This is a genomic window from Pseudomonas sp. PA-7-1E (genome assembly GCF_021605325.1).
Taxonomy (GTDB): Bacteria; Pseudomonadota; Gammaproteobacteria; order Pseudomonadales; family Pseudomonadaceae; genus Aquipseudomonas; species Aquipseudomonas fluorescens_BV.
The window spans coordinates 77,540-100,330 of sequence record NZ_WKFA01000014.1; the positions used below are offsets into that span (position 1 = coordinate 77,540).

General features: G+C 53.2%; 24 protein-coding genes. 18 read left to right on the forward strand and 6 right to left on the reverse strand.

Annotated features, from left to right (window positions below; genetic code table 11):
• Positions 1 to 221 precede the first annotated feature (221 nt).
• From GIW79_RS11980 to GIW79_RS12015, 8 genes are all read left to right on the forward strand, one after another.
• Positions 222 to 578 carry a hypothetical protein gene (locus tag GIW79_RS11980; RefSeq protein WP_034134579.1) on the forward strand — a complete coding sequence of 119 codons (357 nt, stop codon included), beginning with the start codon at positions 222 to 224 and terminating at the stop codon, positions 576 to 578.
• Between the two features lie 129 nt (positions 579 to 707).
• Complete coding sequence (locus GIW79_RS11985) at positions 708 to 1,376, forward strand: hypothetical protein (protein ID WP_233453529.1); 669 nt, start codon at positions 708 to 710, stop codon at positions 1,374 to 1,376.
• 402 nt (positions 1,377 to 1,778) lie between these two features.
• On the forward strand, positions 1,779 to 2,258 hold the full coding sequence (locus tag GIW79_RS11990; protein ID WP_127880565.1) for a hypothetical protein: 480 nt from the start codon (positions 1,779 to 1,781) through the stop codon (positions 2,256 to 2,258).
• An 18-nt stretch (positions 2,259 to 2,276) separates the two neighbouring features.
• The gene (locus GIW79_RS11995) at positions 2,277 to 2,972 is read left to right on the forward strand and encodes a hypothetical protein (protein WP_236456064.1); all 696 of its coding nucleotides are present in this window, start codon (positions 2,277 to 2,279) and stop codon (positions 2,970 to 2,972) included.
• A gap of 171 nt (positions 2,973 to 3,143) precedes the next feature.
• Positions 3,144 to 3,290: a hypothetical protein gene (locus GIW79_RS12000; RefSeq protein ID WP_157255537.1), complete on the forward strand. Its 147-nt coding sequence runs from the start codon at positions 3,144 to 3,146 to the stop codon at positions 3,288 to 3,290.
• An 863-nt stretch (positions 3,291 to 4,153) separates the two neighbouring features.
• Positions 4,154 to 4,525: a hypothetical protein gene (locus tag GIW79_RS12005; RefSeq protein ID WP_236456066.1), complete on the forward strand. Its 372-nt coding sequence runs from the start codon at positions 4,154 to 4,156 to the stop codon at positions 4,523 to 4,525.
• A gap of 210 nt (positions 4,526 to 4,735) precedes the next feature.
• The gene (locus GIW79_RS12010; RefSeq protein ID WP_106117644.1) at positions 4,736 to 5,128 is read left to right on the forward strand and encodes an SMI1/KNR4 family protein; all 393 of its coding nucleotides are present in this window, start codon (positions 4,736 to 4,738) and stop codon (positions 5,126 to 5,128) included.
• Positions 5,129 to 5,163: 35 nt separating this feature from the next.
• Positions 5,164 to 5,421: a hypothetical protein gene (locus GIW79_RS12015; RefSeq protein WP_236477370.1), complete on the forward strand. Its 258-nt coding sequence runs from the start codon at positions 5,164 to 5,166 to the stop codon at positions 5,419 to 5,421.
• A gap of 38 nt (positions 5,422 to 5,459) precedes the next feature.
• Here the strand turns inward: GIW79_RS12015 and GIW79_RS12020 are convergent, their stop codons facing one another.
• The gene (locus GIW79_RS12020) at positions 5,460 to 5,717 is read right to left on the reverse strand and encodes a hypothetical protein (protein ID WP_005783616.1); all 258 of its coding nucleotides are present in this window, start codon (positions 5,715 to 5,717) and stop codon (positions 5,460 to 5,462) included.
• A gap of 254 nt (positions 5,718 to 5,971) precedes the next feature.
• Here GIW79_RS12020 and GIW79_RS12025 point away from each other — a divergent pair, with 254 nt between their 5' ends.
• From GIW79_RS12025 to GIW79_RS12055, 7 genes are all read left to right on the forward strand, one after another.
• Positions 5,972 to 6,664: a hypothetical protein gene (locus GIW79_RS12025; RefSeq protein WP_054920389.1), complete on the forward strand. Its 693-nt coding sequence runs from the start codon at positions 5,972 to 5,974 to the stop codon at positions 6,662 to 6,664.
• Positions 6,665 to 7,038: 374 nt separating this feature from the next.
• Complete coding sequence (locus GIW79_RS12030; RefSeq protein ID WP_054920387.1) at positions 7,039 to 7,719, forward strand: CsgG/HfaB family protein; 681 nt, start codon at positions 7,039 to 7,041, stop codon at positions 7,717 to 7,719.
• 29 nt (positions 7,720 to 7,748) lie between these two features.
• On the forward strand, positions 7,749 to 8,111 hold the full coding sequence (locus tag GIW79_RS12035; protein WP_005783622.1) for a DUF4810 domain-containing protein: 363 nt from the start codon (positions 7,749 to 7,751) through the stop codon (positions 8,109 to 8,111).
• Positions 8,108 to 8,758: a DUF799 domain-containing protein gene (locus GIW79_RS12040; protein ID WP_005783625.1), complete on the forward strand. Its 651-nt coding sequence runs from the start codon at positions 8,108 to 8,110 to the stop codon at positions 8,756 to 8,758. Before GIW79_RS12035 ends, GIW79_RS12040 begins: the two co-directional genes overlap by 4 nt.
• A gap of 201 nt (positions 8,759 to 8,959) precedes the next feature.
• Positions 8,960 to 10,588: a vWA domain-containing protein gene (locus GIW79_RS12045; RefSeq protein ID WP_236456068.1), complete on the forward strand. Its 1,629-nt coding sequence runs from the start codon at positions 8,960 to 8,962 to the stop codon at positions 10,586 to 10,588.
• 194 nt (positions 10,589 to 10,782) lie between these two features.
• On the forward strand, positions 10,783 to 11,355 hold the full coding sequence (locus GIW79_RS12050) for an RNA polymerase sigma factor (RefSeq protein WP_020302195.1): 573 nt from the start codon (positions 10,783 to 10,785) through the stop codon (positions 11,353 to 11,355).
• Positions 11,352 to 11,939 carry a hypothetical protein gene (locus tag GIW79_RS12055; RefSeq protein WP_054920378.1) on the forward strand — a complete coding sequence of 196 codons (588 nt, stop codon included), beginning with the start codon at positions 11,352 to 11,354 and terminating at the stop codon, positions 11,937 to 11,939. Before GIW79_RS12050 ends, GIW79_RS12055 begins: the two co-directional genes overlap by 4 nt.
• A 48-nt stretch (positions 11,940 to 11,987) precedes the next feature.
• On the opposite strand, the gene GIW79_RS12060 is transcribed toward GIW79_RS12055, so the two are convergent.
• Positions 11,988 to 13,019 (reverse strand): SDR family oxidoreductase, encoded by a 1,032-nt coding sequence (locus GIW79_RS12060; protein WP_236456077.1) that lies wholly within the window; start codon positions 13,017 to 13,019, stop codon positions 11,988 to 11,990.
• 116 nt (positions 13,020 to 13,135) lie between these two features.
• Here GIW79_RS12060 and GIW79_RS12065 point away from each other — a divergent pair, with 116 nt between their 5' ends.
• The gene (locus GIW79_RS12065) at positions 13,136 to 14,035 is read left to right on the forward strand and encodes a LysR family transcriptional regulator (protein ID WP_236477371.1); all 900 of its coding nucleotides are present in this window, start codon (positions 13,136 to 13,138) and stop codon (positions 14,033 to 14,035) included.
• A gap of 252 nt (positions 14,036 to 14,287) precedes the next feature.
• Here GIW79_RS12065 and GIW79_RS12070 read toward each other — a convergent pair whose 3' ends face one another.
• Entirely contained in the window at positions 14,288 to 15,508 is a 1,221-nt protein-coding gene (locus tag GIW79_RS12070) for an alginate lyase family protein (protein WP_236455223.1), read from the reverse strand.
• Positions 15,509 to 15,621: 113 nt separating this feature from the next.
• Entirely contained in the window at positions 15,622 to 16,434 is an 813-nt protein-coding gene (locus tag GIW79_RS12075; RefSeq protein ID WP_054896826.1) for a MipA/OmpV family protein, read from the reverse strand.
• 218 nt (positions 16,435 to 16,652) lie between these two features.
• Between GIW79_RS12075 and GIW79_RS12080 the strand changes: the two genes are divergently transcribed.
• Both GIW79_RS12080 and GIW79_RS12085 read left to right on the forward strand, forming a co-directional pair.
• Positions 16,653 to 17,342, forward strand: a complete 690-nt coding sequence (locus GIW79_RS12080) for a response regulator (RefSeq protein WP_003187519.1) — start codon at positions 16,653 to 16,655, stop codon at positions 17,340 to 17,342.
• Positions 17,343 to 17,347: 5 nt separating this feature from the next.
• Positions 17,348 to 18,523, forward strand: a complete 1,176-nt coding sequence (locus tag GIW79_RS12085) for a sensor histidine kinase (RefSeq protein ID WP_072434685.1) — start codon at positions 17,348 to 17,350, stop codon at positions 18,521 to 18,523.
• Between the two features lie 408 nt (positions 18,524 to 18,931).
• On the opposite strand, the gene GIW79_RS12090 is transcribed toward GIW79_RS12085, so the two are convergent.
• The gene (locus GIW79_RS12090; RefSeq protein ID WP_215517999.1) at positions 18,932 to 20,815 is read right to left on the reverse strand and encodes an ATP-dependent helicase; all 1,884 of its coding nucleotides are present in this window, start codon (positions 20,813 to 20,815) and stop codon (positions 18,932 to 18,934) included.
• On the reverse strand, positions 20,812 to 22,578 hold the full coding sequence (locus GIW79_RS12095; protein WP_236455225.1) for an ATP-dependent nuclease: 1,767 nt from the start codon (positions 22,576 to 22,578) through the stop codon (positions 20,812 to 20,814). Before GIW79_RS12095 ends, GIW79_RS12090 begins: the two co-directional genes overlap by 4 nt.
• Between the last annotated feature and the right edge of the window lie 213 nt (positions 22,579 to 22,791).

Below are 22,791 nucleotides of genomic sequence, written 5' to 3' on the forward strand. Positions count from 1 at the left end.
GTCACGGTCTGCGTGGGTATCCAGTAAAGATGGATGGGTAGGTACCACCTTTTAATCTCACGAGAAAAGGGGACAGATTTATTTAAATTAGAGTTTAAAGGCGCATTAAATAAATCTGTCCCCTTTTGCAGTGATCCTCATGGTAAGCAGTACTTTAGCCCCGCGACTAATTTTGAAAAGAATTTTTCAGGTTATGTTGTTGTTCCAAAGGATGCTCTGAAATGAAATTAAGCATTAAGTTTCCCGAGAATTTGTTAACCCACAGCCTGCTCGAGCAAAGGCGGATTCCTTGCATTTGCAAAATTGCAACGGAGTTTGAAATTGAATTTTTGGACCCTTTGCCAGAAGCTGCAGGAACCGTTCTGGAGTGGGATCGTGCAGAACTTGAAAAAAGAGCGATAGGTGGGGTAGGTGGGCAATACTCTCACTATGCACACGGTCGGGTGACGTTAAAAAAAGTTGATATTGATATCTACCAAATATTGGATCTTGAAATGTTTTATAGGCTTTTTGGATGGTGCAGCATCTTGGAAGATGGCAACTATGCGCCGCCGGGGCAGTTTTGGGATGATGAATAAGTTGAAAAGGAAAGGGGGCAGATTTATTTAAATTAAAATTTGAAGGTGTACTAAATATATCGCCCTCCTTTTGTTAATAGATATACTTAATGAGCCAAATATCAGAAATATTTCTGTAAGGGTGGCACGGTGATTACCACATATAAACTCGAATTTCGACATAGGCCTAGTGTTTCAGAGTCTATCGAAGAGAGGCATAAAGATTTTTTGAGAGCTATAGGCGATTTGGGCGTTCCGTGGAATTTGAACGATGCCTTTGAAGTCCCCCCTATTGGAAGCGAGTTGGTGACCTCGGTGTCATTGGATAAGCTACTTCCAGTCGGCGTTAAAGGTCGAATTTCATATGCTCTGCGAGATCAGAAGTATCTCCAGGATGATGCGCAGTTTGATGATACGCTATTTATTGAATTCACAGCCTCCAAAGTCGACTATTCATATTTGTTGAAGATTGTTTTTCCTGTTTATATAAAGGCGTTTGGCTCCTATCGCTCAGCTTTACATGATTGGAATGTTACGAGGAGCGATTGGCCTTTAGTGTTGGAAGCTTGTGATGCTACAAAAAAAGACGTTAACGGTAGGGATGGCGTTTTCCGTATAAATGCGGCGAATTATTTCGATAAGGAATTGTGTTTTCGCGCCTTCGGAAAAGGGCCGCTTGAACTTGTTGATTTGTTGAATGGTTATGTAGAAGAAGTGTGTGAGTTTGAAGAGGGGGTTTTGATTGTAATTAGTTATACTCCGCTTTCTGCCGACGAACTACTCAGTGCGGGTGAGCGACTAAAGAGCTTAGTGGTTTGATTTTTTTGTCTGGTCAAATTGGTTGATATACTACAGTTTTGATTGGGCTTGGTTGAGTTGGTGTAAAGGTTCTGTTTTGGTGGTTCTTTAACAAAATGGTTTCTTGTAAGTCGGTCGGGCAGTTATGAGTTAACTGCCCAGATTCTGCTTTAGATCTTCGCGTTTAATTTTCGTCCAGTAATATCCAGCAGATCACACCCGTCCCTCAGCGGGATAGCCAAGCAGAAAAGGGGACAGATTTATTTAAATTAGAGTTTAAAGGCGCATTAAATAAATCTGTCCCATTTTGTTAAAAGGCAATGATGTCGTGGTGACCAAGCCGAATGGTACGTTTGTGACGATTTTGAAAGATGGCGTCAACCAAAATCCATCAGTAAAAAGTGCGCTGGAAGGGAAGGTTAGATGATGAAAGAGTCTTCGTTGAAGGCGTGGCTTATACTTGCCATTGGCAAAAGGCTTTTGTCGGTGGACGCACTGATTCATAAGTTAGGCTCGGTGGCGCATGGTTTTCCGCAAGAAATTAGTTTACATTTTGAAGGAAGCATTCCTGGCCGTTTATTTTGCGATAGTGATGGGGTTTCGATAGGACTGTCCGTGGAGCCATTAACCGAGTGCGATATGCAAGAGTATGGCGCGCAAGTAATTGCGTCGATGTCCGACGATGCATGCTTTAGTAATGTTATAAACAAAACGCTGTCCTCAGCTGTTCTGGTGAAATCCTCAGTGGAGGATAGGGTTGTGGGTGTTGGTTTTTCATTTGATTGTGAAGAACGTCTTTTTATTTTGAATTTGGGAGATGAGATTTTTGTTTACAGGTCTATCCCCTCGGATGTTGTTGAAAGTGAATTTCTTGTTTTTATAGCCGTGGAGGGGGAGGACTGAAAGGTCTGGCTAATAAATATGAAAAATTTAATAATTTATTATTTTGGTTTGTTTGTGTTAAGTGGCTGTGTAACCAAAGATCTGAGCGTTGAAAACCGCCAGCAAATCAAAACTGTCAGTGTGTTGCTTGCCTCATTCCCGGAGCAGCAGTTCAAGTACACCAGCATGGATCAAGCCTGGGGGGCCGGCTTAGGTGCCGGTGCCGGGGCGGCTGTGGGAATGGCATCGGATTCGTCCAAAGTCGCTACCAGTGCTATGGCTGGCGTGGGTGTGGTAGCGGGCGCGAAAGTGGCTGATGGTGGAGCTTCAAGTCCACGGCAGGCAATTTTGTTGAACTTGCAGCGTAACGAAATAGATCCAGGGCAGTTGTTCAAACAACTGTTGGAGGCACGGATCAGTGCTGAGCATTTATTCAAAGTTGAACCGGAGGGCGGCCGGGCCGATGCGCATATAGAATTCGTCGTGTCCGAATGGGGCTTTGCCTTGAAAAACTACAGTGCAGAGCTTTATCCAACAGTGGGCATTGTAGCGACCATGAAGCTCGGCGACGCAGTAGTTTGGAGGAATTTCGAAATTGTCACAGCGTTCAGTGATGGAAATGTCCAGGCGTATACACCTCAAGAGTACTCAACAAACCCTGAAGCTCTCCGTAGCGCTTTGCAGAATGCTTTCGAGTTAGTGATAGCTAAACTAATAGCTGATTTGAAACAATAGGCGCTATAAGGCGTAGGGAGAAAAGGGTACAGATTTATTTGAATGAGGCTTGAAAAGCATATTAAATAAATATGTCCCCTTTGTTCTGCTGTTTGTCACGGTACTCCAGTCAGCAATATATTAAACCAAATTCCAGGGTTTAATGGGTTTGCTACATTGCACGATGGTTGGATGATTAACTTGAAAGCTCACAAACAAGCTGATATGTCGTTTTTTGAAAATTTGGGCAGCATGCCGCCTGCTCTGCTTGTAAATTATGGAGCACTGTACGATAAGTACCGCCCAGCAATTGAGTCGCAGAAAAAGCGTGAAAATTAATAAATGGCTTTTGGTAGTATTATTGTCGGCCTTGGCTGGCTGCGCACCTTCCCATTCCAATTGGGAAAATGGAATGAATCTATGGGTAGGTACTCATTTCGATTCCCACCTTTACAAAGACTGCACTCGAGGATGTGGCGACTCATATTGGTCGCCTGTAAATAAAAATAAGACCTTTGATAAGGTTGTTAATGAAAACGGAGGCAGGCGGTATTACATAACTTGGATTAGAGATTGCCGATATTCGGTTTTTGTCGCTGCGGATCGGCTAATAAAGTCATGGAGATACGAAACTTCTAACGTAAAAGGATGTTATGTCTTTTAACTGTTGTTTTAAGGGAAAAGAAAAGAGAGAAAAGGGGGCGAGAGAAAAGGAAGAGAAAAGGGGGCGGATTTATTTAAATTAGAGTTGAAGAGCATATTAAATAAATCTGTCCCCTTTTGTTCCTTTTGTTCCTTTTGTTCTTTTGTTCGCAACGGCCCGTGAGAACTCTTATCCAGGACGAATCAGGCCGGTATTGGTTGCAAGGGCAAGGTGGGGGAAAATTACCCCTTCAGGTTCTTACGATTTTGTCACATTGCCGGATGGGACTATCAAGGTAAGCCGCCCAAATGTGAATGAGCAATTTTCAACCCATCTGGGGTAGCGTGGGGGGGAAGTTAAATATGCCGGCTCTATACGCTTTGGTAATAATGACGGTCCAGAGCGAGGAAAAATAACAAGATGGGATAATAGTTCCGGTCATTATCAGCCACCTGCTACTCTAAAGGCTAACTCTGGGTTACCGGAAAACTCATTTAATCCAAGGAAATAGTTTGGTATGGATTCAAGATTGATATCACTCTGTAAAGAGTTGGCGAAAATGACTTCTGATCAGGCGGCAGCTTGGATATTGAGCCGGTACCCGCTTACTTCAGATAATTGGGGTGAAGATTTATTACTCCTTCCTCATAGATCTTGGAAAAAACCAGAGCAGAAACGTTTAGCGGATTATTATTTTAAGAAAATTCCGTTCTCTAGCGCTAGAGGATATGAAACCTTCGCGTCAATTATGCCAGTTAAGTTAATGGTTGCATGCATTAACGATGCATTGCCCAAAGATCCTAGCAGGCTCGAGTTATTGTTTTATCATCTTGTCCCAGTGCTTAAGTGTTTTGCGAAGAATGATGCAGATCGAAAAATTATTGAGACTTTACTTTCGGCTTTTTCGATAAATTTTCCAAAAGATAATTGAGAACAAAAGGAGGCGGTTTGTTTGATCTTGCTAGAGAAGTGAAAAAAGGGAGCGGAAAAAAAGGGAGCAGATTTATTTGAATTAGGGTTGAAAAATCTATAAAAAAAATCTGTCCCCTTTTTCTGATTTCCGGATCAGCATCAGGGTGGAATACATCGTGCTGGAGGTGTGCCCAGAGAGATTTTTTCAGATAAAAATTAGGGGGTGAAGGTGGATATTAAAACTTTTTTGAAGAGTAAGAAAGAAGAGCATTTGCTTGATGGCTTGGCTGCTGTAGATGATGTCAGTCTTAATGCAATAAAGGTAGGGCAGAAAAATGCTCCTGATGATTACTTGGAGTTTTTGCAGGAGTTCGGAAGTGGGGAAATTGAAACAGCCGGATTTATGCTTTATAACGGCCTCCTAGAGGCAAGTGATATTTTTGATGATGAGACTGCGGCGCAATTCGAAAGTGTTATGATTTTTGGTGATGATATGCAGGGGCGATGCGTCGGTTTTGATAAAAATGATAAATGGGCTGTAGTGAAAATAGACTCTGCAGATATGAGTGTTAAGAAGTTATGTGAAACATTTTCTTTGTTTGTTTATAGTTTGTTGAGGTGACTCTGGGAGAAAAGGGAAGGAAATGGGAAGGGAAAGTGATTAAGCCTAGATCAAGGTGGCAGGCGTTTTTGTTATTGTTGATTTATCTGTTTTTATTGTTTTTGTTGGTGGGGGTTATCGCAAAGCTCATGGGGGTGCTGGTTAATTATTCAAAGATTGGTGTATGGGACTTTAGTTGGGCTGAAATCGTAGATATGTTACCCGGTGTTTTTGCCTATGCAATACCTACTGGGGTAGGCGTTTGGATACAGTCCTGGTTGAAAAATCGTAAAGAGAGTGGCCAAGGGAATTGAGCGCAAAGCGGGCGACACAAAGGCCGCCCGATTTTCACTCAGGACGGATCGGCATTAAGCCTGCGACTGATGACATCCAGCAAATCACACCCATCGCGCAGCGGAATGGCCAGCAAATGGGCGAAGTCTGAAAGTACTACGGCATCGCTGCTGAGTTGTTCGCGGAAGGCCAGGTTTTCCAGCAGTTGGGTGACGGCCCGAATGCGGTGCACGGCGGCGTCGTGAAGGACGTCGAGAGGTGCCTGGGTGTCGATGATCAGGGCTGGGACGGTGCAGTCGTGGCCGGTTAGGGGAATGTATCGATTCATCATTAAGCTCTCTGGATTATTGAGGGCTCGTTCTTCGGGTCGCCAAACCCGGTCGCTTTTTGAGCGACGGCCGGACTATAAGCCGCACCACCAAGCCCGCGCAAGGCATCAAAATGCCGCTGCTTCGGAGCGTGTACGCAGCTACTAACGTCTTGCCACCCATTGCCGACATACTGCTCACGAACAAACGCACTACGACTATGCAAATCTGAAAGCCTCACCCCAAACATTAAAGGACCAATGTGAAAAACCTCCTCCTCATTCTCCTCACCACCCTCATCCTCGGCGGCTGCGTCAGCCACCCCCTCACTCCCGAAAACCGCGCGCAGATCAAGACCGTCAAAGTCCTGCCCGTGAAGTGGGAAAAGAACATGGTGTACTTCGGCCGCGAACAGGCCTGGGGCGCGGCCCTGGGTGCCGGGGTTGGCGCGGGTGTTGGCATGGCCAGCGGGGCGTCCAAGGTGGGTACTGCGGCGTTGAGTGGTGCCGGGTTTGCCGGCGGCATGAAGCTTGGGCAGTTGGCCGAGATGCCGACGCCGGTGGCTATTCTGACGGTGATGGAGGCGGAAAAACTCGATGTTGGCGTGTTGCTCAAGCAGGGCTTTGTCGATGAGTTGGGTAAGACGTCGACGCTCAAGGTGGTCGGCGACGATGAGCCGGCTGATGCGCAGATTCAGCTGACCGTGTCCGAGTGGGGCTTTCGCCTGACCCAGGGTTTCAGCAGTGTGATTTATCCGACCCTTAACGTGTTAGCGCAGATGGATCGCGGCGATGAGATGATCTGGCGCACCTTTGAAGCGGTCACGCCGTTTAATGGTCAGAACGTTTATGGCTATACGCCGTTAACCTACCGCACGGACCCGGAAGCTTTGCGCCGGGCGTTGACCGGGATTACGCAGATTTCTGCGCAGTACCTGGTGAAGGAGCTCAAGTAGGGCTGTGCGAAGGCAGGCTGCTGTTGGTGGGCGGGCTTGGACTAATACCAGTCAGGGTTAAACGCAGTTCCCCTGTGGGAGCGGGCTTGCCCGCGAAGGCGGTGTGTCAGTCGCTGCATCTGTTGCTGCACTATCGCTTTCGCAGGCAAGCCAGCTCCCACATTTGATCGTTGTTGCTTTGAGTATTGCGGTCGGCAGTAGGGTAAGCCACCCACCTATGGCCGAAACAACTTGAGAACCGCTCTCAACCCCGTAAAATGCCGCAGCCGTTGTATCACCGTCTTTCAGGGAAGAATCCAGGCCAGTGCGTTTTCAGGCTGCCTTTCTCCTTGGAAAACCCAGCAACGCTGATTTCCTCACCCAAGGAGCACCCTGTGAAGACACTGTCCAAAATCCTGCTGTCGGGCCTCACCGCCGCGGCGCTGTTGACCGTGGCCGGTTGTGCCACCGAGAGCAACCGCGCGATGCCGGTGGAGCAAGTCGCCAGCGCCCACCTGGCCTATTCCGGCGTGCGTGTGCCGATTGCCGTGGGTAAGTTCGATAACCGCTCCAGCTACATGCGCGGCATCTTCTCCGATGGCGTTGACCGTCTCGGCGGCCAGGCCAAGACCATCCTTATCACCCACTTGCAGCAGACCAACCGCTTCAGCGTGCTGGACCGCGACAACATGGGCGAGATCTCCCAGGAAGCCAAAATCAAAGGCACCGTGCAGAAGCTCAAGGGCGCTGACTATGTGGTGACTGGCGATGTGACCGAGTTCGGCCGCAAAGAGACCGGCGACCGCCAGCTGTTCGGCATCCTCGGCCGTGGCAAGACCCAAGTGGCCTACGCCAAAGTTGCGTTGAATATCGTCAACATCAATACCTCCGAAGTGGTGTATTCCACCCAGGGCGCCGGTGAGTACGCGCTGTCCAACCGTGAAGTGATCGGCTTCGGCGGCACCGCCAGCTATGACTCCACCCTCAATGGCAAGGTGCTGGACCTGGCCATGCGCGAAGCGATCAACCGCCTGGTCGACGGCATCAACGCTGGCGCCTGGAACCCGCGTAACTGATCAGCCACACCACAAGGAGCAGTACACGGATGAGCAAGGCAGTGAAGTTAGCGCTGACGCTGGCAGCAATCGCGACGGTAGCCGGGTGCCAAACGGCGCCCCAGCCCCTGTATCAATGGGAAAGCTACCAGCCGCAGGTTTACGAGTACTTCAAGGGCGAGCCCAAGGAAGCGCAGGTGGAAGCACTGGAGCGCGATCTGCAGAAGATCAACGCCAGTGGCCGCAAGGCGCCGCCGGGTTACCACGCGCACCTGGGCATGCTGTACATGAACATGGGCAAGGATGACCAGATGGTGCAGGAGTTTCGCACCGAGAAGGCGCTGTTCCCTGAGTCTGCTGCGTACATGGACTTTCTGTTGAAAAACGCCAAAGCCGGAGTCGCCACCAAATGAGCCTGTTAAAACTCACCGGCGCCTTGCTGGCCCTGGCGTTGCTCGGCGGTTGCGCCGCGCCCAAGACGGTTGATTATTCGGCGTACAAACAGGCGCGGCCCAAGTCGATCCTGGTATTGCCGCCGATCAACGAATCGCCGGAAGTGCAGGCGTCCTACAGCCTGGTGTCGCAAGTCACCTACCCGCTGGCCGAAGCCGGCTACTACGTGTTGCCGATTGCCCTGGTGGACGAAACCTTCCGCCAGAACGGCCTCACCACCGCCAACGATATCCAGGCCGTACAACCGGCCAAGCTGCATGACATCTTTGGTGCAGACGCGGCGCTGTACATCACCATCAGCGAGTACGGCACTCAGTACATGCTGATCTCCAGCGACACCTCGGTGACGGCCTCGGCCAAACTGGTGGACCTGCGCACCGGCACCACCCTGTGGACCGGTTCGGCGCGTGCGTCGAGCGAGGAGGGCAACAACAACGGTGGCGGCCTGGTGGGCATGTTGATCACGGCTGCGGTCAAGCAGGTGATCAACAGCTCTACCGATGCGGCGCATCCGATTGCCGGTATCACCAGCGCACGGTTGCTGTCGGCGGGGCAGCGCACCGGGATTTTGTACGGCCCGCGTAACCCGAAATACGGCACGGACTAAGAGAACACCGCCATACAACTGTGGGAGCTGGCTTGCCTGCGATAGCGGTGGGCCAGTGCTGGAAAGGCTGCCTGACACACCGCTATCGCAGGCAAGCCAGCTCCCACATTGATCGAGGTGAATTTCGAGGGTTTAACCCGAACCCAACCTACCTCGCGTCTGACCTTGTGAACGGCTCATTCATTCACGAGGTTCAGCCCCATGTCCCGCCCTCTGCTTTACCTGCGTCCCGCTGCCCAAGGCTTCACCGTTACCCTGCTGGTGGCGCTGGCTGGGTGTGGGCTGTCATCGTCCCCCGAAGTCTCCAAACCGGTTGAACCGGCGCCTCTCGCCGAGCTGCACAGCGCGCCGATCCAGAATGCAGTGGTCAAACGCATGGCCATGCCGGCACCGATGGCGGTGCGTGAAATGGCGATGATGAATGACCGCAGCGAACCCCGAGAGCAATACGCCAACCTGCCCGACAACCCTGTGCACCGCGTTACCGAAACCCCCGTCTCCACCTTCAGCGTGGATGTCGACACCGGCAGCTACGCCAACGTAAGGCGCTTCCTCAACCAAGGCCGCCTGCCGCCCGAAGGCGCGGTTCGGTTGGAGGAAATGGTCAATTACTTTCCCTATGACTACGCACTGCCCACCGACGGCTCACCCTTTGGCGTCACCACCGAAGTGGCCGCCACATCGTGGAACCCGCGCACAAAACTGCTGCGCATTGGCATCAAGGCCTCCGATAAAACCGTGGCCGAACTGGCGCCCGCCAATCTGGTTTTCCTGGTGGACGTGTCCGGCTCCATGGACCGCCGCGAAGGCTTGCCGTTGGTCAAAAGCACGCTGAAGTTAATGGTGGATCAACTGCGTGATCAGGACCGCGTGTCACTGGTGGTCTACGCCGGTGAATCCCGGGTGGTGCTCAAGCCCACCTTGGGCAGTGAAAAAGCCAAGATCCGCAACGCCATCGACCAACTCACCGCCGGCGGCTCCACCGCAGGCGCGTCGGGCATCGAGTTGGCCTACCAGATGGCCCGCGAAGGCTTTATCGACCAGGGCATCAACCGCATCCTGCTGGCCACCGACGGCGACTTCAACGTGGGCATCAGCGACTTCGACAGCCTCAAGCAGATGGCCGTGGCCCAGCGCAAAAGCGGCGTATCGCTGACCACCCTCGGCTTTGGTGTGGATAACTACAACGAACACCTGATGGAACAACTGGCCGACGCGGGCGACGGCAACTACGCCTACATCGACAACCTGCGCGAAGCGCGCAAAGTGCTGGTGGAGCAACTCAGTTCCACCCTGGCCGTGGTGGCGCGGGATGTGAAACTGCAGGTGGAGTTCAACCCGGCCCAGGTCAGCGAATACCGCCTGCTGGGCTATGAAAACCGCGCCCTGAAGCGTGAGGATTTCAACAACGACAAGGTCGATGCCGGTGAGATTGGCGCAGGGCACACGGTGACGGCGCTGTATGAAATCGTGCCCAAGGGCGAGAAGGGCTGGTTGGAACCTCTGCGTTACGCCGACGCGCCTGCGACCGAAGGCAAGTCCGATGAGCTGGCGATGCTGCGGGTGCGCTACAAACCAGCTGCGGGCGGTAACAGCCAGTTGATCGAACGCCCTATCGCCAACCAGGCCACCCCAGCCAGCGACGACCTGCGCTTCGCGTCTGCCGTGGCCGCCTTCGCCCAACAGCTCAAGGGCGATGGCCGCTACACTGGCATCATGAGTGTGCAAGACACCGCCAAACTGGCGCGCTCGGCCCGCGGCGATGACCCGTTCGGGCTGCGCAACGAATTCGTGCAACTGGTGGAGCTGGCCCAAAGCCTCAAACCCTGACCTCGCTCACAACCGAGATCAAATGTGGGAGGGGGCTTGCTGCTAAAGCTTTTTGTAGGAGCGAGCTTGCTCGCGAAAAACTCACAGGCACCGCGTTTATCCAGGAAGCACCCGTTATCGTTGACGTTCTTCGCGAGCAAGCTCGCTCCTACAGTAATCCTGCTTCGGCTGACCGAAAGGAGTTCGCCCACTATATGGCCGTTCCAGATGACTCACCCAGCGACGAATCGCTGCTGGCCCGCTACCGAACCGGTGACGCTGCCGCCTTCGAAGCCTTGTACACGCGCCACCGCCAGGGCCTGTACCGCTTTCTCGTGTCCCTGTGCAACAAAGCCGAACTGGCCGAAGAAATCTACCAGGACACCTGGCTCAGCCTGATCCGCAGCACCACCCAGCCACAAGGCCGGGCGAGTTTTCGTACCTGGTTGTTCCAGATCGCCCGCAACCGCCTGATCGACCACTGGCGCAAGCACGGCATCCACAACCCCCTGCATGACAGCTACGATGAACAGCTGCACGCCCAGGCCGATGACAGCGACGGCCCCGAGCAACAACTGACCCTCAGCCGCGACCAGGCGCGCCTCGACGCGGCCCTGCAAGCGTTGCCCGAAGACCAGCGCGAAGTGTTTCTGCTACGCCTGCACGGCGAGCTCGAAGTACCGCAAATCGCCACCCTCACCGGCGCCCCGCTGGAAACCGTAAAAAGCCGCTTGCGCTACGCCCTGCAAAAATTGCGGCGCCTGCTGGCCGAGGAGGTACCCGTATGACTGACTCCCGACACACCCCAGACGACGCGCTGCTCCAGCACTATCGTCAACACAGCACGGGCGAGCCGCCCGCGTCCCTCGACGCCTTCATCCTCAACGCTGCCCGTCGCGAAGCCCCGCAGCCGCAACCCAGCTTGTGGCAACGCTGGCTGCAAGCCTGCCAACGCCCGCGCTGGCAAATGGCATTTGCCACCGTCGCCGGGTTGGCACTGATGATCGGCGTGGTCATGCGCTCCCCCGTGCCGCAACCCGAAATCTCCACCGCGACATTCTCTGCGCCGCACCACGAAGAAGCCGCCCAGCCAGCGCCGCAAGCCTTCTCCGCCCCCGCGCCAATGGCCCGGATGGCGATAGCGCCACGGGTTGAAAGTGCGCCTGCTCAAGCCGAAAGCGCAGTGGCGGATCAGCCAGCGCTGAAACTCAGCAAACGGGCGCTGCCTACGTTGGAAGCAGGTCTGCAGGAAATTGTGAACCTGCGTCGAGCGGGTGAAACCAGGGCCGCGGATGAAAAACTGCTGGCGCTGTACCAACGCTTTCCCGAGGAGGACTTGCCGGCACGGCTAGAGGCGTTGAAACAGCATTGAACCTGCCGCCACGAACCAGCCCCAGGCCTGTCGACCTGGGGCTTTTTATTACAACCCGCCGTAGGCCCGGGACCACGCCACCGTGTCCGTGAGGGTCTGCTCCAGGACGCGAAAGCTCAACCCCAGTTCCTCTTCACTTTTGCGGTGGTCAAAGCGGGTACGGTGCTCCTCGCGTATCAACAGCCGCAACGTCGCCATGCTCAGCAAGATGGGCTTGCCGGTCAGGTAGGCGTAGGCCTCTTGCATCGCTGCCAACAGGTACAGCGCGGGCAGCGGCAGTTGGCGGGAGGGCACCTTGACCCCGGCAATACGCCCCAGCGCCGGAATCAGCTGGCGCATGGTCAAGTTGCGACCGGCCGCGAGATAACGCTCGCCCCGTCGCCCGCTTTGGGCAGCAGCAATGTGCGCCCAGGCCACATCGCGGGCATCGACCAGCGAAAAGGTGCCAGGAATCAGCCCCGGCAACTTGCCGTTGATCACGTCCCGGACCAACTGCCCCGAAGACGTCGGCCCACGGTCACCCGGCCCCCACATCCAACCGGGCAAAACCATGCAGGCGTACATCTGCGGATGGCTTTCAAGAAACCTCAACACCTCCCGCTCAGCCAGGATCTTGCTGCGGTAGTAGTCGTCCGCATCGGCTTCGGCCCGTAGGCACGTCTCGTCGATCGGCGTACCGGGGGCACCGTCGAGCACGGCAATCGACGAGGTATGCACAAACCGTCGCACACCGGCGTCATACGCCTGTTGCAGCAGGGCTCGGGTACCGACGACATTGATCTTCTCCAGTTCCTCCCAATGGCTGCCGCCCTTGTAGTTATCCCGAAAGAACGCCGCGCAGTGAAACACCGTATCGCAGCCTTGCAACGCCGCCGCGAAGGCATCCACATCCGCCATGTCTCCCACCACCTGTTCCACATCCGGCAAATCGCCGAACTGCTGCGCACCCTTGGCCGCCGAGCGCACCAGCGCCTTCACCGCATAACCCCGTGCGACCAGCTCCCGTACCAGGTTATTGCCCAGCAAGCCGGTGGCACCGGTCACAAAGGTGCTGCGCAAGCGATTGGGGTTCGTGTTCATACAGGCCATTCCATTTGTTGAGAAGGCCAGTAGATATACCGGTCAGCCCGCGCCGTAAAAACAGTGCCTGCGGCATAATGGCTTTGCACATCTGCACACCAGGGAAGCGCGGAGATATGGCATTGCAGGCAAATTGGGACGATCTTCGACTGCTGCTGGCAGTCTCACGGCGCGGCAGCTTTTTACAGGCAGGCCAATTACTGGGTATCGCGGCCTCTACCGTCTCCCGCCGCCTCACCCAACTGGAAACCGCCCTGGGCGAACCACTGGTGGAACGCGGCGTGGAAGGCTGCCGGCTCACCTCCCGAGGCCAAGCCCTGGTAGACGTCGCCCTGGCAGCCGAATCCGGCCTACGACGCCAGGCCCCCGCCGACGGCACGCCAGCATCCCTCAGCGGCACCGTGCTGGTGAGCGCCGGCGAAGGCTTTTCTGCCAGCGTGCTCGAAGCCGCCAGCCGCTTCACCGCGCAGCACCCAGGCTGCTCCGTAGAGCTGCAGGTCACCACCGACTTCCACAAAATCGTACGCGGTGTGGCCGACATCGCCATACGCACCGCACACCTGGGCGAACCTTCACTGATCTACCGAGGGCTCGGCAAACTCGCCTACGGCGTGTTCGCCACCGCCGAATACCTGCAACGTTTTCCCGCGCTAACTCCCGCCACTGCCGCAAGTATCGCCTTGCTGCCACCGCTGGACCTGCTACCGCAAATGCGCGCCGCGAAAGCTGCGGGGCTGGATCATGCGCCGATTAGGGTGAGTTCGTTTGCGGTGCAGCTTGAATCGGTGAGGCGGGGGATGGGGGTGGCGGTGTTGCCGCGTATTTTGGCTACGGGGTTGAGTGAGGTTTTTCAGGAGATAGAACTGCCGGCGATGGAGGTTTATTTGGTTACGCGGCCGCAGGCGTTGAAGCAGGGGCATATTCAGGGGTTTTTTGGGGTGTTGGAGGGGGTGTTGCGCGGTGAAATTTCAAGCCTGGAAAAGCAGCATTCCGGGAATTCATCAAGGCCTTCGTAATACTCAACCCATCGGGATGTAGGCGCTTAGCCACTCGTAGCAACATCGAGTTGCGCGTGCAAGTGGCTCACAAAAAAGCCCCGGGTCTAAAGACCTCGGGTGTTTCATTCATATCTGGCTCCACACTTCTGCGGCGATGGTGCTGGCGTCCTTTGACATTTCCAACACACCAATGCGTTCTTGCCATTCCTCGAATTTGACAGGTAGAAAGGACGCATTTGTAATGCGCAGCGCAGCTTCGGTGATATACCTCTAAGGCATTAACTGCATCTCCGACAAACCGTATTCCCCCAACGAATACAGCAACGTCCCATACCCCAGCTGGACGTAGCCAACCCTGTCAGCACCATAATCCCCGCCACCACCTTCCACTTGGACGTTATTTGCCATGGCCTGCACATTCGGTGCGCTGAGGCCCTTTCGCACGGCGTAGTGGTTGTAGAGCAGTTCCCATATCGGACGGGTTTCGCCGCGATGATCGGCCGAGATGACGGTCTGTTTGAAGCTGCTGTTGGGGATGGGGGTAAACGGCACCTCCTGGCCAAGGTTGTACTTGGCCACATACTCGGCGCCCTGCAGCACGCGGTTGTTCTGGTAGCCGAACAGGTCGTTGCCCTGGCTCCAGGCCATTTGGCAGAAACTGCCGAGCAGGGCTATGTCGAGCATTGCGTGTGACTGATCACGTCCGCTTTCCTGGACTTGACCAAGGCCATCGCCGTAGAGCTTCCACACCGCGTGGGCGATGGCGCCGTTACCGGTGCCGTGCTTGAAGTAGTCGACGGCCTCGTTGTAGAGATCGCGGCGGTCGGTCAGTACGCCGATGGCCAGCATCGAGTTCATGTTGGCTAGGTCCCAGCTGGCCCCATGATGATCAGGCCGGGCGCCGTCGTGGTTCACCAGGAAGTCATGATTGATGGGGTAGAACACAGTGAGCATCATGCCTTGAAAACGCTGGAAATCTTCCGCCCGCCACTTTGGGTAGCTGCGCAGCAGTTCGGCCGCGTTGGCCAGTTGGTAGCCGTACAAGCCTGCCACCAAAGCTCTGCCGGGCTTGTCTTTGATCGCGGTGAGGGTCAAGGCCCACTGGTTCAAAATACTCACGGCCTTGTCGGCATACGCCGGGTTGTTGGAGATCTGCCAGCGCAGGGCCAGTGCATACGCGGCGGCTGCGTCGTTGAACAGAACACTGTCGTTATTCGGGCCGCCTGAAGTGGGGTACACCACCGGCAACGGGTTGGGCTGCCAGGCTAATGAGGCATGGGGGTTGGCGATCAGCTTCTGCCAGCCGGCCAGCCACGGCTGGTTATAGTTGGCCAGCTTCTCGCGTATCCGCGTGAAGTCCTCCCGGGTCTGGAGCAGGCCAGGATGCACGAACGCTTCGGTATGCAGGGTGGGGGAGGCTTGACTGCCGATACTCATCAATAGCGCATAGAGCAGCACGGCTCTTTTGGACAGGTACTTCAAACGGATCATCGTGTGTACGCCCTGATGGGGAGAACCTTGCGCGGTCTGAAAAGCCATTCGCACAGGACTGGAATCTGCCCCAGGGATAGTTCAGATGAAGCCTGCATACCCGGGGCTTGTTGTCAGAACGTGTAGTTGATTGCAAACAGGCCCAAGCCTGCGGTTTCGCGCCTTACCAGCGGGCTGTCGCTGGCCTGGTCAGCGTATTGAGTCAGCGTCAGGCTGGCCAGCGTTGACCAGTGCGCGTCGAAGGTGTGCTGCCAGTTCAAGGCAGCGGAGTAGGCATAGATCCCGGCGTCGGCGGTGTACTTGCTGTAGATCGAGCGTTGGCTCTGAGCCTGGGTGACGCCGAAGAACGTCTGGTTGTAGCGGCTATCGCCGGCATGGGCGTCGATGGCCAGGCTCAGGGTGTCGCGGTCTGTGTGCAACAAGATGCCTTCCAGGCCAAAGCGGTAACGGTTGCCTCGGTGCTCGCCGGCCATGCGCAGTTCGGCTTCGCCGTTGACCGACAGCCAGTCAAGCAGTTGTTGGCTGAGGGTAAAGTCGGCGACGGTTGCGCCGTTGATATCGCCCATACCTCTGAGCTCGTCGCCGCCCGGGCTGGTGATGCTGTCCTTCTCTTTGCGGCCCAGGTCGTAATTGATCGCTGCGCTGGCGCTAAAACCACTGTCGGATTGAAATTGCAGGCCCACGCCGCGAGTGGTGTCGGCGAACAACGCTCCGTGCTGGATGCTGAGCATCGGCAGTACGAGCGGACGGTAGCGGTCAGCACCCATGTAGCGAGGCGTGACACCCATGCCAAGGCCCAGGGTAACGGTGGTTTCTTCGGCTGTCGGGCTGGCGTCGGTCGCCTGAGCCTGGGGCGCGAGCGCGCAGCACAGCAGCGTGACGGCGCCCAACAGAACGTTGTGGGTAGGGGAGGTGGTGAAGTTCATGGTCAAGCCCTATGTGCAAAAGAAGACAGCAGTGCGCCCGCCGACGCGCGACACAACGCCTCCCTCTGATCGAGCTGTTCAGGCCCGTTGATAGGCTTGGACAGCGATGCAGTGGTCGGCATAGGATCGGCTCGCGAAAGCGGGCGTAGGGCAATACTGGCAGCGCACTTTCAATAAACCGTTCGTAAATTATCAAGGTTTCATCAAGAGGCTTCTTTGTGTCAGGAAAACGTATCCTCATCGTCGAAGACGACGCCGACAGCGCCAACATTCTCGAAGCCTACTTGCTCCGGGATGGCTATGAGGTGGCCCTGGCCGAAGACGGCCAGCGCGGTCTGGACCTGTACAAAAGCTGGCAGCCCGACCTGATCCTGCTCGACGTGATGCTTCCGCGCTTGAGCGGCACCGAGGTGTTATCCGCCGTGCGCCGTAGCAGTGACACGCCGGTCATCATGGTCACGGCCATGGGCGACGAACCGGAAAAACTCGGTGCCTTGCGTTATGGCGCGGACGACTATGTGGTCAAGCCTTACAGCCCGCGCGAAGTGGTGGCGCGGGTGCACGCGGTGTTGCGGCGCACCACCGGCAACCAACCGGTCGAACACCTGCTGCGCCATGAAAACCTGCGGGTGGATCTTGTTGCGTTTACCGCGGCCATTGAGCAGGGCGAAGCACCACCGCAATGGCTGGACCTGACCCCAACGGAATTTAAGCTGCTGGTGACGTTGCTCAAGACGCCGTCCAAGGCCTTCACTCGTGATGAGTTGCTGGAAATCTGCCTACCGGAAAGCGAAGCCCTGGCCCGCGTCGTCGACACCCACGTGCACAACCTGCGCCGCAAGCTGGAAAACCACGGCATCACCGGCGTTCTGGTCACGGTGCGCTCCATTGGCTATCGATTCAGGTAACGCACATGCTTGAGCAACCGCGGGTCAACGACAAACCCATGTGGCGCTGGATCGGCCTGCGCATGAGCCTGCTGGCGATCGGCGCGGTGGTGGTGATCTCGGTGTGCATGTGGATCAACGTCACACTGTCGGACTGGTATTTTGTGCAGCATCTGCCGCCTGGGCCGCGTGAGGAGCTGCTGGCGTTGCGCGCCGAGCCAGAGCTCAATGAGGCACGCTTGCGTCAAGTGGTTGCCCAGTACTATCCGCTGGACTATTTCCAGCCGGCTATCGCCAATCGCGACTGGCTGATACTGATCGGCCTGGTGCTGGCCGCGATCCCTATCATCATTGGCTTCGGCCTGTGGTTTTCGCGGCCCTTGTCCAGCCAGTTCTCGGCAATTGCCCAGGGCGCCCGGCGAGTCGCCGGCGGTGATTTCCTGACTCGCCTGCCGGTGCACCGCGACGCGCCCGACGAGCTGCAACGGCTTGTCAGCGACTTCAACAGCATGACCACGCAACTGGAGCGCTATGAGCGCGATGTGCGTGAATCCAGCGCGGTCATTGCCCACGAACTGCGCACACCCTTGAACGCCGCCATGGGGCGCGTGCAGGGTATGCTCGATGAGGTATTCCCCAGCGATGCCATGCAGTTGGGCATGGTCAAGCGTCAGCTCGATCAACTCAGAAAGCTGGTGGATGATTTGCACCTGTTGTCGATGGCTCGTGCTGGCCGGCTGGTGCTGGAGCGCAGCGAGTTTTCTCTGGCAGCTCTGGTGGCGGAGCGGTTGGCGTGGTTCCAGCCGCAGTTGGATGAGGCTTGCGTGCTGACGCAGGTCAGTATTGCTGATGGGCTTCGTATGCATGCCGATCGTGATCGCCTGGGCCAGGTGATCAACATTCTGGTCGATAACTTGCTGCGTTATGCGGCCGGGGGAGGCGAGTTGAATGTAACGGCGCGCCGGGTTCACGGTTCGGTGGTGATTGAAGTCGGTGACCGAGGGCCAGGTATCGAAGCCCAGCATCTGGACAGCGTGTTCGACCGCTTCTGGCGTGCAGAGCGCTCCAGGGCACGTTACTCGGGGGGGAGCGGGCTAGGCTTGTCCATCGCCCGTGCGATCTGCCACGCCCATGGCGGTACCATTACTGCCCGCAATCTGGCCGAAGGCGGTACGCTGATCAGGGCGGAGGTTCCTGTGTAGGCGTTTTCTTCTTTGCTTGAGACCGGCGCTCAAGGCGGTGAAATCGTAATGATCGTAGAGCTGGAAAACTGCTTGGGAAAAAGGGAGGGGAAAAGGGGATTTATTTTCACCTCTACTATCCCGACGCGACTCAACACTCTCTCACCACCCACCAAACGCACAAAAAAGCCCCAGATCTCCCGACCTGAGGCTTTTTCATTTCATATCTGGTGCCCCGGCGTGCTTATTACACGATCAGTAAGCTATTGATATTTATAGAATTAATTATTTATTTTTTTTGGGGGATACACCTGGGGATACACTTCGGCAGTCACCAACGACAAATCCACGCCAACGCAGAGGCTATGCAGTAGGTGACGCACGTACAGATTTATAGAGATGCTGCTTCACTGCGATGTCAAAAAGAGCTCAACGTGTGAGTTCGTCGATGAAACGAGATCTTCTTTGAAGCTTGACATCACCCCACGGCATCATCCTTCGAATTGGGTACGTTATATATATCCAACGTCGCGCCCTGGTGATTGCCACAAATGCGTTGTTCCGTTCCTCATCAATTTCCTGTTTGCTTTTCGCTCGGTAATCGGGAAAGATTCCGTCACACATCCCAATCACAAAGACTATGTCTTTTTCAAGGCCCTTCATGGTGTGTACAGTGCTTAGGGTTAGTCCGGTTTTTTGCACAGGCTCTGATAATTGTCCCAAAGCCATCGCGTTTCGGAACGCAATTAAGCTAGTGCCTAAACCTTTTCGCCTAAAAGTAGTCCAGGAGTCTCTAAAGTCAACTAGATCGAACAAGGAAAGCTCTATCTCTATTCCTATGTCATCTGAGTTGTTTGTATGATGGTTTTTTAGCTCGCTTTCAAATGCAAGAACAAGTTTTGGTATGTTTGGTCCTTCAATGTCCAAGCTTGAAACGAACATTAAAAGCTTTGAGTATATGTCTGATAGTGGCGCAGAAGGTATGTCTGAGGCGAGTTTTTCTAATAGTAGACGGTCTCCCCAATCTTGAGCTGTGTTCAGATTAAGTAGCGCGCATAGTTTTTGGCCATCAATCCAGTCTTTTGGATTTAATTTTAAGCGAATTGCTAAGTCTAGCGCTTTGCCAAATCGTGAGGAGGGAGGTTGACGTAGCTCTCCTTTCTTCAAGAAGTAGGGGATTTGTAAGGTTTTTAGCTTGCTTTCTAATGTCTTAAATACAAATCGGTTTCTTCCGATAACAACAATATTGTTAAGCGTTATATCCCCTTCGATTTCGGCGTGTTGTTTGAGGTCAATAATTTTATTAACCACGTCGCATATTACAGCCGCTTCATGCTCTTCATCAGCGCATTCATGAATCTGACTGTAACCAGGTAGAGCGGCGGTCATGCCGAGTTGTGAGCCTGGTTTGAGTTTGTTAGCCCATTCTACAACTGCTATAGAACTGCGGTAGTTTTCTACAAGACTATATTTTACTGCGGGGAAATCTTCTAGAAAAGCTGTGCACAAAAACTCTTGAGACGAGCTATTGAAACCGTAAATCATTTGGTTCGGATCGCCCACCATCATCACGCTTGTAAGCTTGCCGCCTGCTAAAGCTTTAATGAACTCATACTGGGCCTTGTTTAAGTCCTGTGCTTCGTCTACGCATATGTGCTTGTATTTTGCTCTATATATGTCGCCGCACCATGGTTGCTCTATCAATATTTTGTGAGCATATACCAAAATGTCGTCAAAATCGATTCCGCCGCTGTTGAGTAGGGCTTCTTGATACTTTCTGTATATGGAGATAAATGTTGGATTTTGCGCGTGCCGGGAGATAATGTCACTTTCGCTCAGCAAGCTTCTCTTTATACTTGAAAAAGCATCCATATATTTCTGGATTATTTTTGATCTATCTGCCGTTCGTTGGTGCGTGTCAAAAATCTCATCAATATCGATACCGTCATCGATGAGTGATTGGATAAATACTGTTTTTCTATCCTCATCCCGCTCATATAGATGCAGTTCGGAGGGTAGCCCTATCACATGACCGTATTGATCTACTATCCGTTGTGCAATAGAGTGTATCGTAGCTATCCAGCAGCGCTCTTGGATGTCTGGTAGGTCATCCAATCGTTCATTCATTTCCTCGGCTGCTTTATTGGTGAAAGTTAGACCGATAACACCTTCTTTTTTAGTGCTATTAAGTATGTGGCGAATTCTTTCAGTCAATACTCGTGTTTTGCCAGATCCCGCCGATGCCAGTACTTGCATAGCCTCGCCTATAGGAGCAAATACTACCTTCGATTGGGCCTCAGATAAGTTTATCATCTTAACCATTCCTTAAGTTTGTCGAATGTCTCAATAGCTGCCTTAGGTAGTATTTGCTCAGGGCTTCTTTGTTGTTTGTTTTCGATCAAAATCTCCCCAAGATAACCAGCATACGATGCTTTTAACGACCGCAGTTTATCAATTAGGGCGGCATCATCTAAACCAGAAATTTCGCGATGTTTAGCCTCCAAAAAACGTTCATTGCTGGACCCCTTCGTTTCGCATAAAACTAAAGCGTCAATGACTTCCGGTCGCAGTGATAACGTGTTTAATAGCTCGGCTTCAAAATCATTTGTGGCGGTTAAGTAGGAAATTCCAAATACGTCATTGTTCAGTTTTAGTTGAGTTTCCTTTTTTATTCTTCTTATTTGCGCTTCGATTTCTGATAAAGTGGAGCCGTCGTTGTCGCTGAATATATAAACTGGTATGCCTAGGCTGCACGCGAGTTTTATAAAAGGGGAGTATGTTTTTCCGCCGACACTGACACAGGAAATGCCTAGTTCATGAAGGGATGTGTTTGCGTAAATTTGGAACATGGCTGGCAATATTTGTTCTTCTGTAACGCCTTCGCAAAGAATGATCGCTCGCGAAAAGATTATATCTGCACGCTTATTGTTAATTTCTCGCGTGAGTATGTTTTTTTCTTCTGTCGTGATTTCATATAAAAGCTGGCTGGCCGCGCAACCATTTGGAGTTCTGCGGATAGAGCGAATGTTCGTCACATCTGTCATGCCTGCTAGATATGGCGAGTGCGTGCTGACGAGAATTTGTCCATTTATGGTAGACAATTGTTTGTAGAGAGTCTTTTGTGCGTTGGGGTGGAGATGAGCTTCAGGCTCTTCAGCGGCAAGTATTGGAAAGAAAGGTTCAGCCTCAATTTCGTGTTTCTTCTGTGCGATTTCAGTAAACGCTTTTACTGTCAACATCGAAGCCCAGCTTCGAGTGCCCATTCCATGATATTCCATGGAGAATGTCTGATCTTCGGTATCACCAAAATGAACCGTAAAGTTTTTCGAGAGGTCTCTTACTTTTTTCGGGAAAGGAGTTAGTTCGGCACTACCACTCCCCGCAAATGACTGGGTTAAACTGTTAAGTTGAGCCTTGAGGCTAGATAGGTCTTCACTTTTAGCGATTGCTTGAGCGTTAACTGCCTTAATCAGTTTTTCGAGTTCAAGCACGTCATCTCTATCATAGCTCACGCCGGCGAGAATTTTTCCTACAAAGGAGGAGCGTTCTCTTAACTCCTGATGTATATCACGCTGTGCTTCAATTGAGATCATTGGAAGACAAAGAAGTCTGGATGTGATTTTTGATTCTTTATTTGGTTCTTTATACCAGTCTTCACTATCGCTCCATTTTTCTAATGACGATCTTGCGGTATCAAAGCCCCCCTTCACAAGATTTTGGCTTGATTTGGTTCTAAGAGCTAAAAACTGATTGCCATCAGGCGTTGAACGAATTTTGTCGCCAAATTCTGTTGCCCATTGATCATTAAAAACCTTTGCCCGATTTCCTCCTGCTTCGACAGGAACAATTCTTACGTCCACCAGGATCGTGTCCGTTTTTCCTTTCTCCGGAGAGATATAAAAATCTTCGTCAGTTAAATATCTTGCGTAATCGCCTAGTGCTAACTGTAAAGCCTTAAGGATAGAGGTCTTGCCAGCATTATTGGTGCCAATCATGACCGTAATTTTATTTAAAGAAAGCTCAAGGGTGTGAATACCCCGGAAGCCAAAAATCCGTACGGTGTCGACAAGTATCATGTGGACTTCCTTGTAAGTCTCAAAAATTACGGTCAAGGCCAAGTCAAGCTCTATGAAGCCTTTTCAAGCACAGCTTGGAATCATCAATCAAGCTATGCAAGCCCTTGCACATCTTATCTTCCATAAATCGGTAAATCAGCTACGTGGATAATTGCCTATGCGCAGGGATTTGCAGGGAAATAATCTCTCTGAGATCGTGTTGGGGCCGTGTAG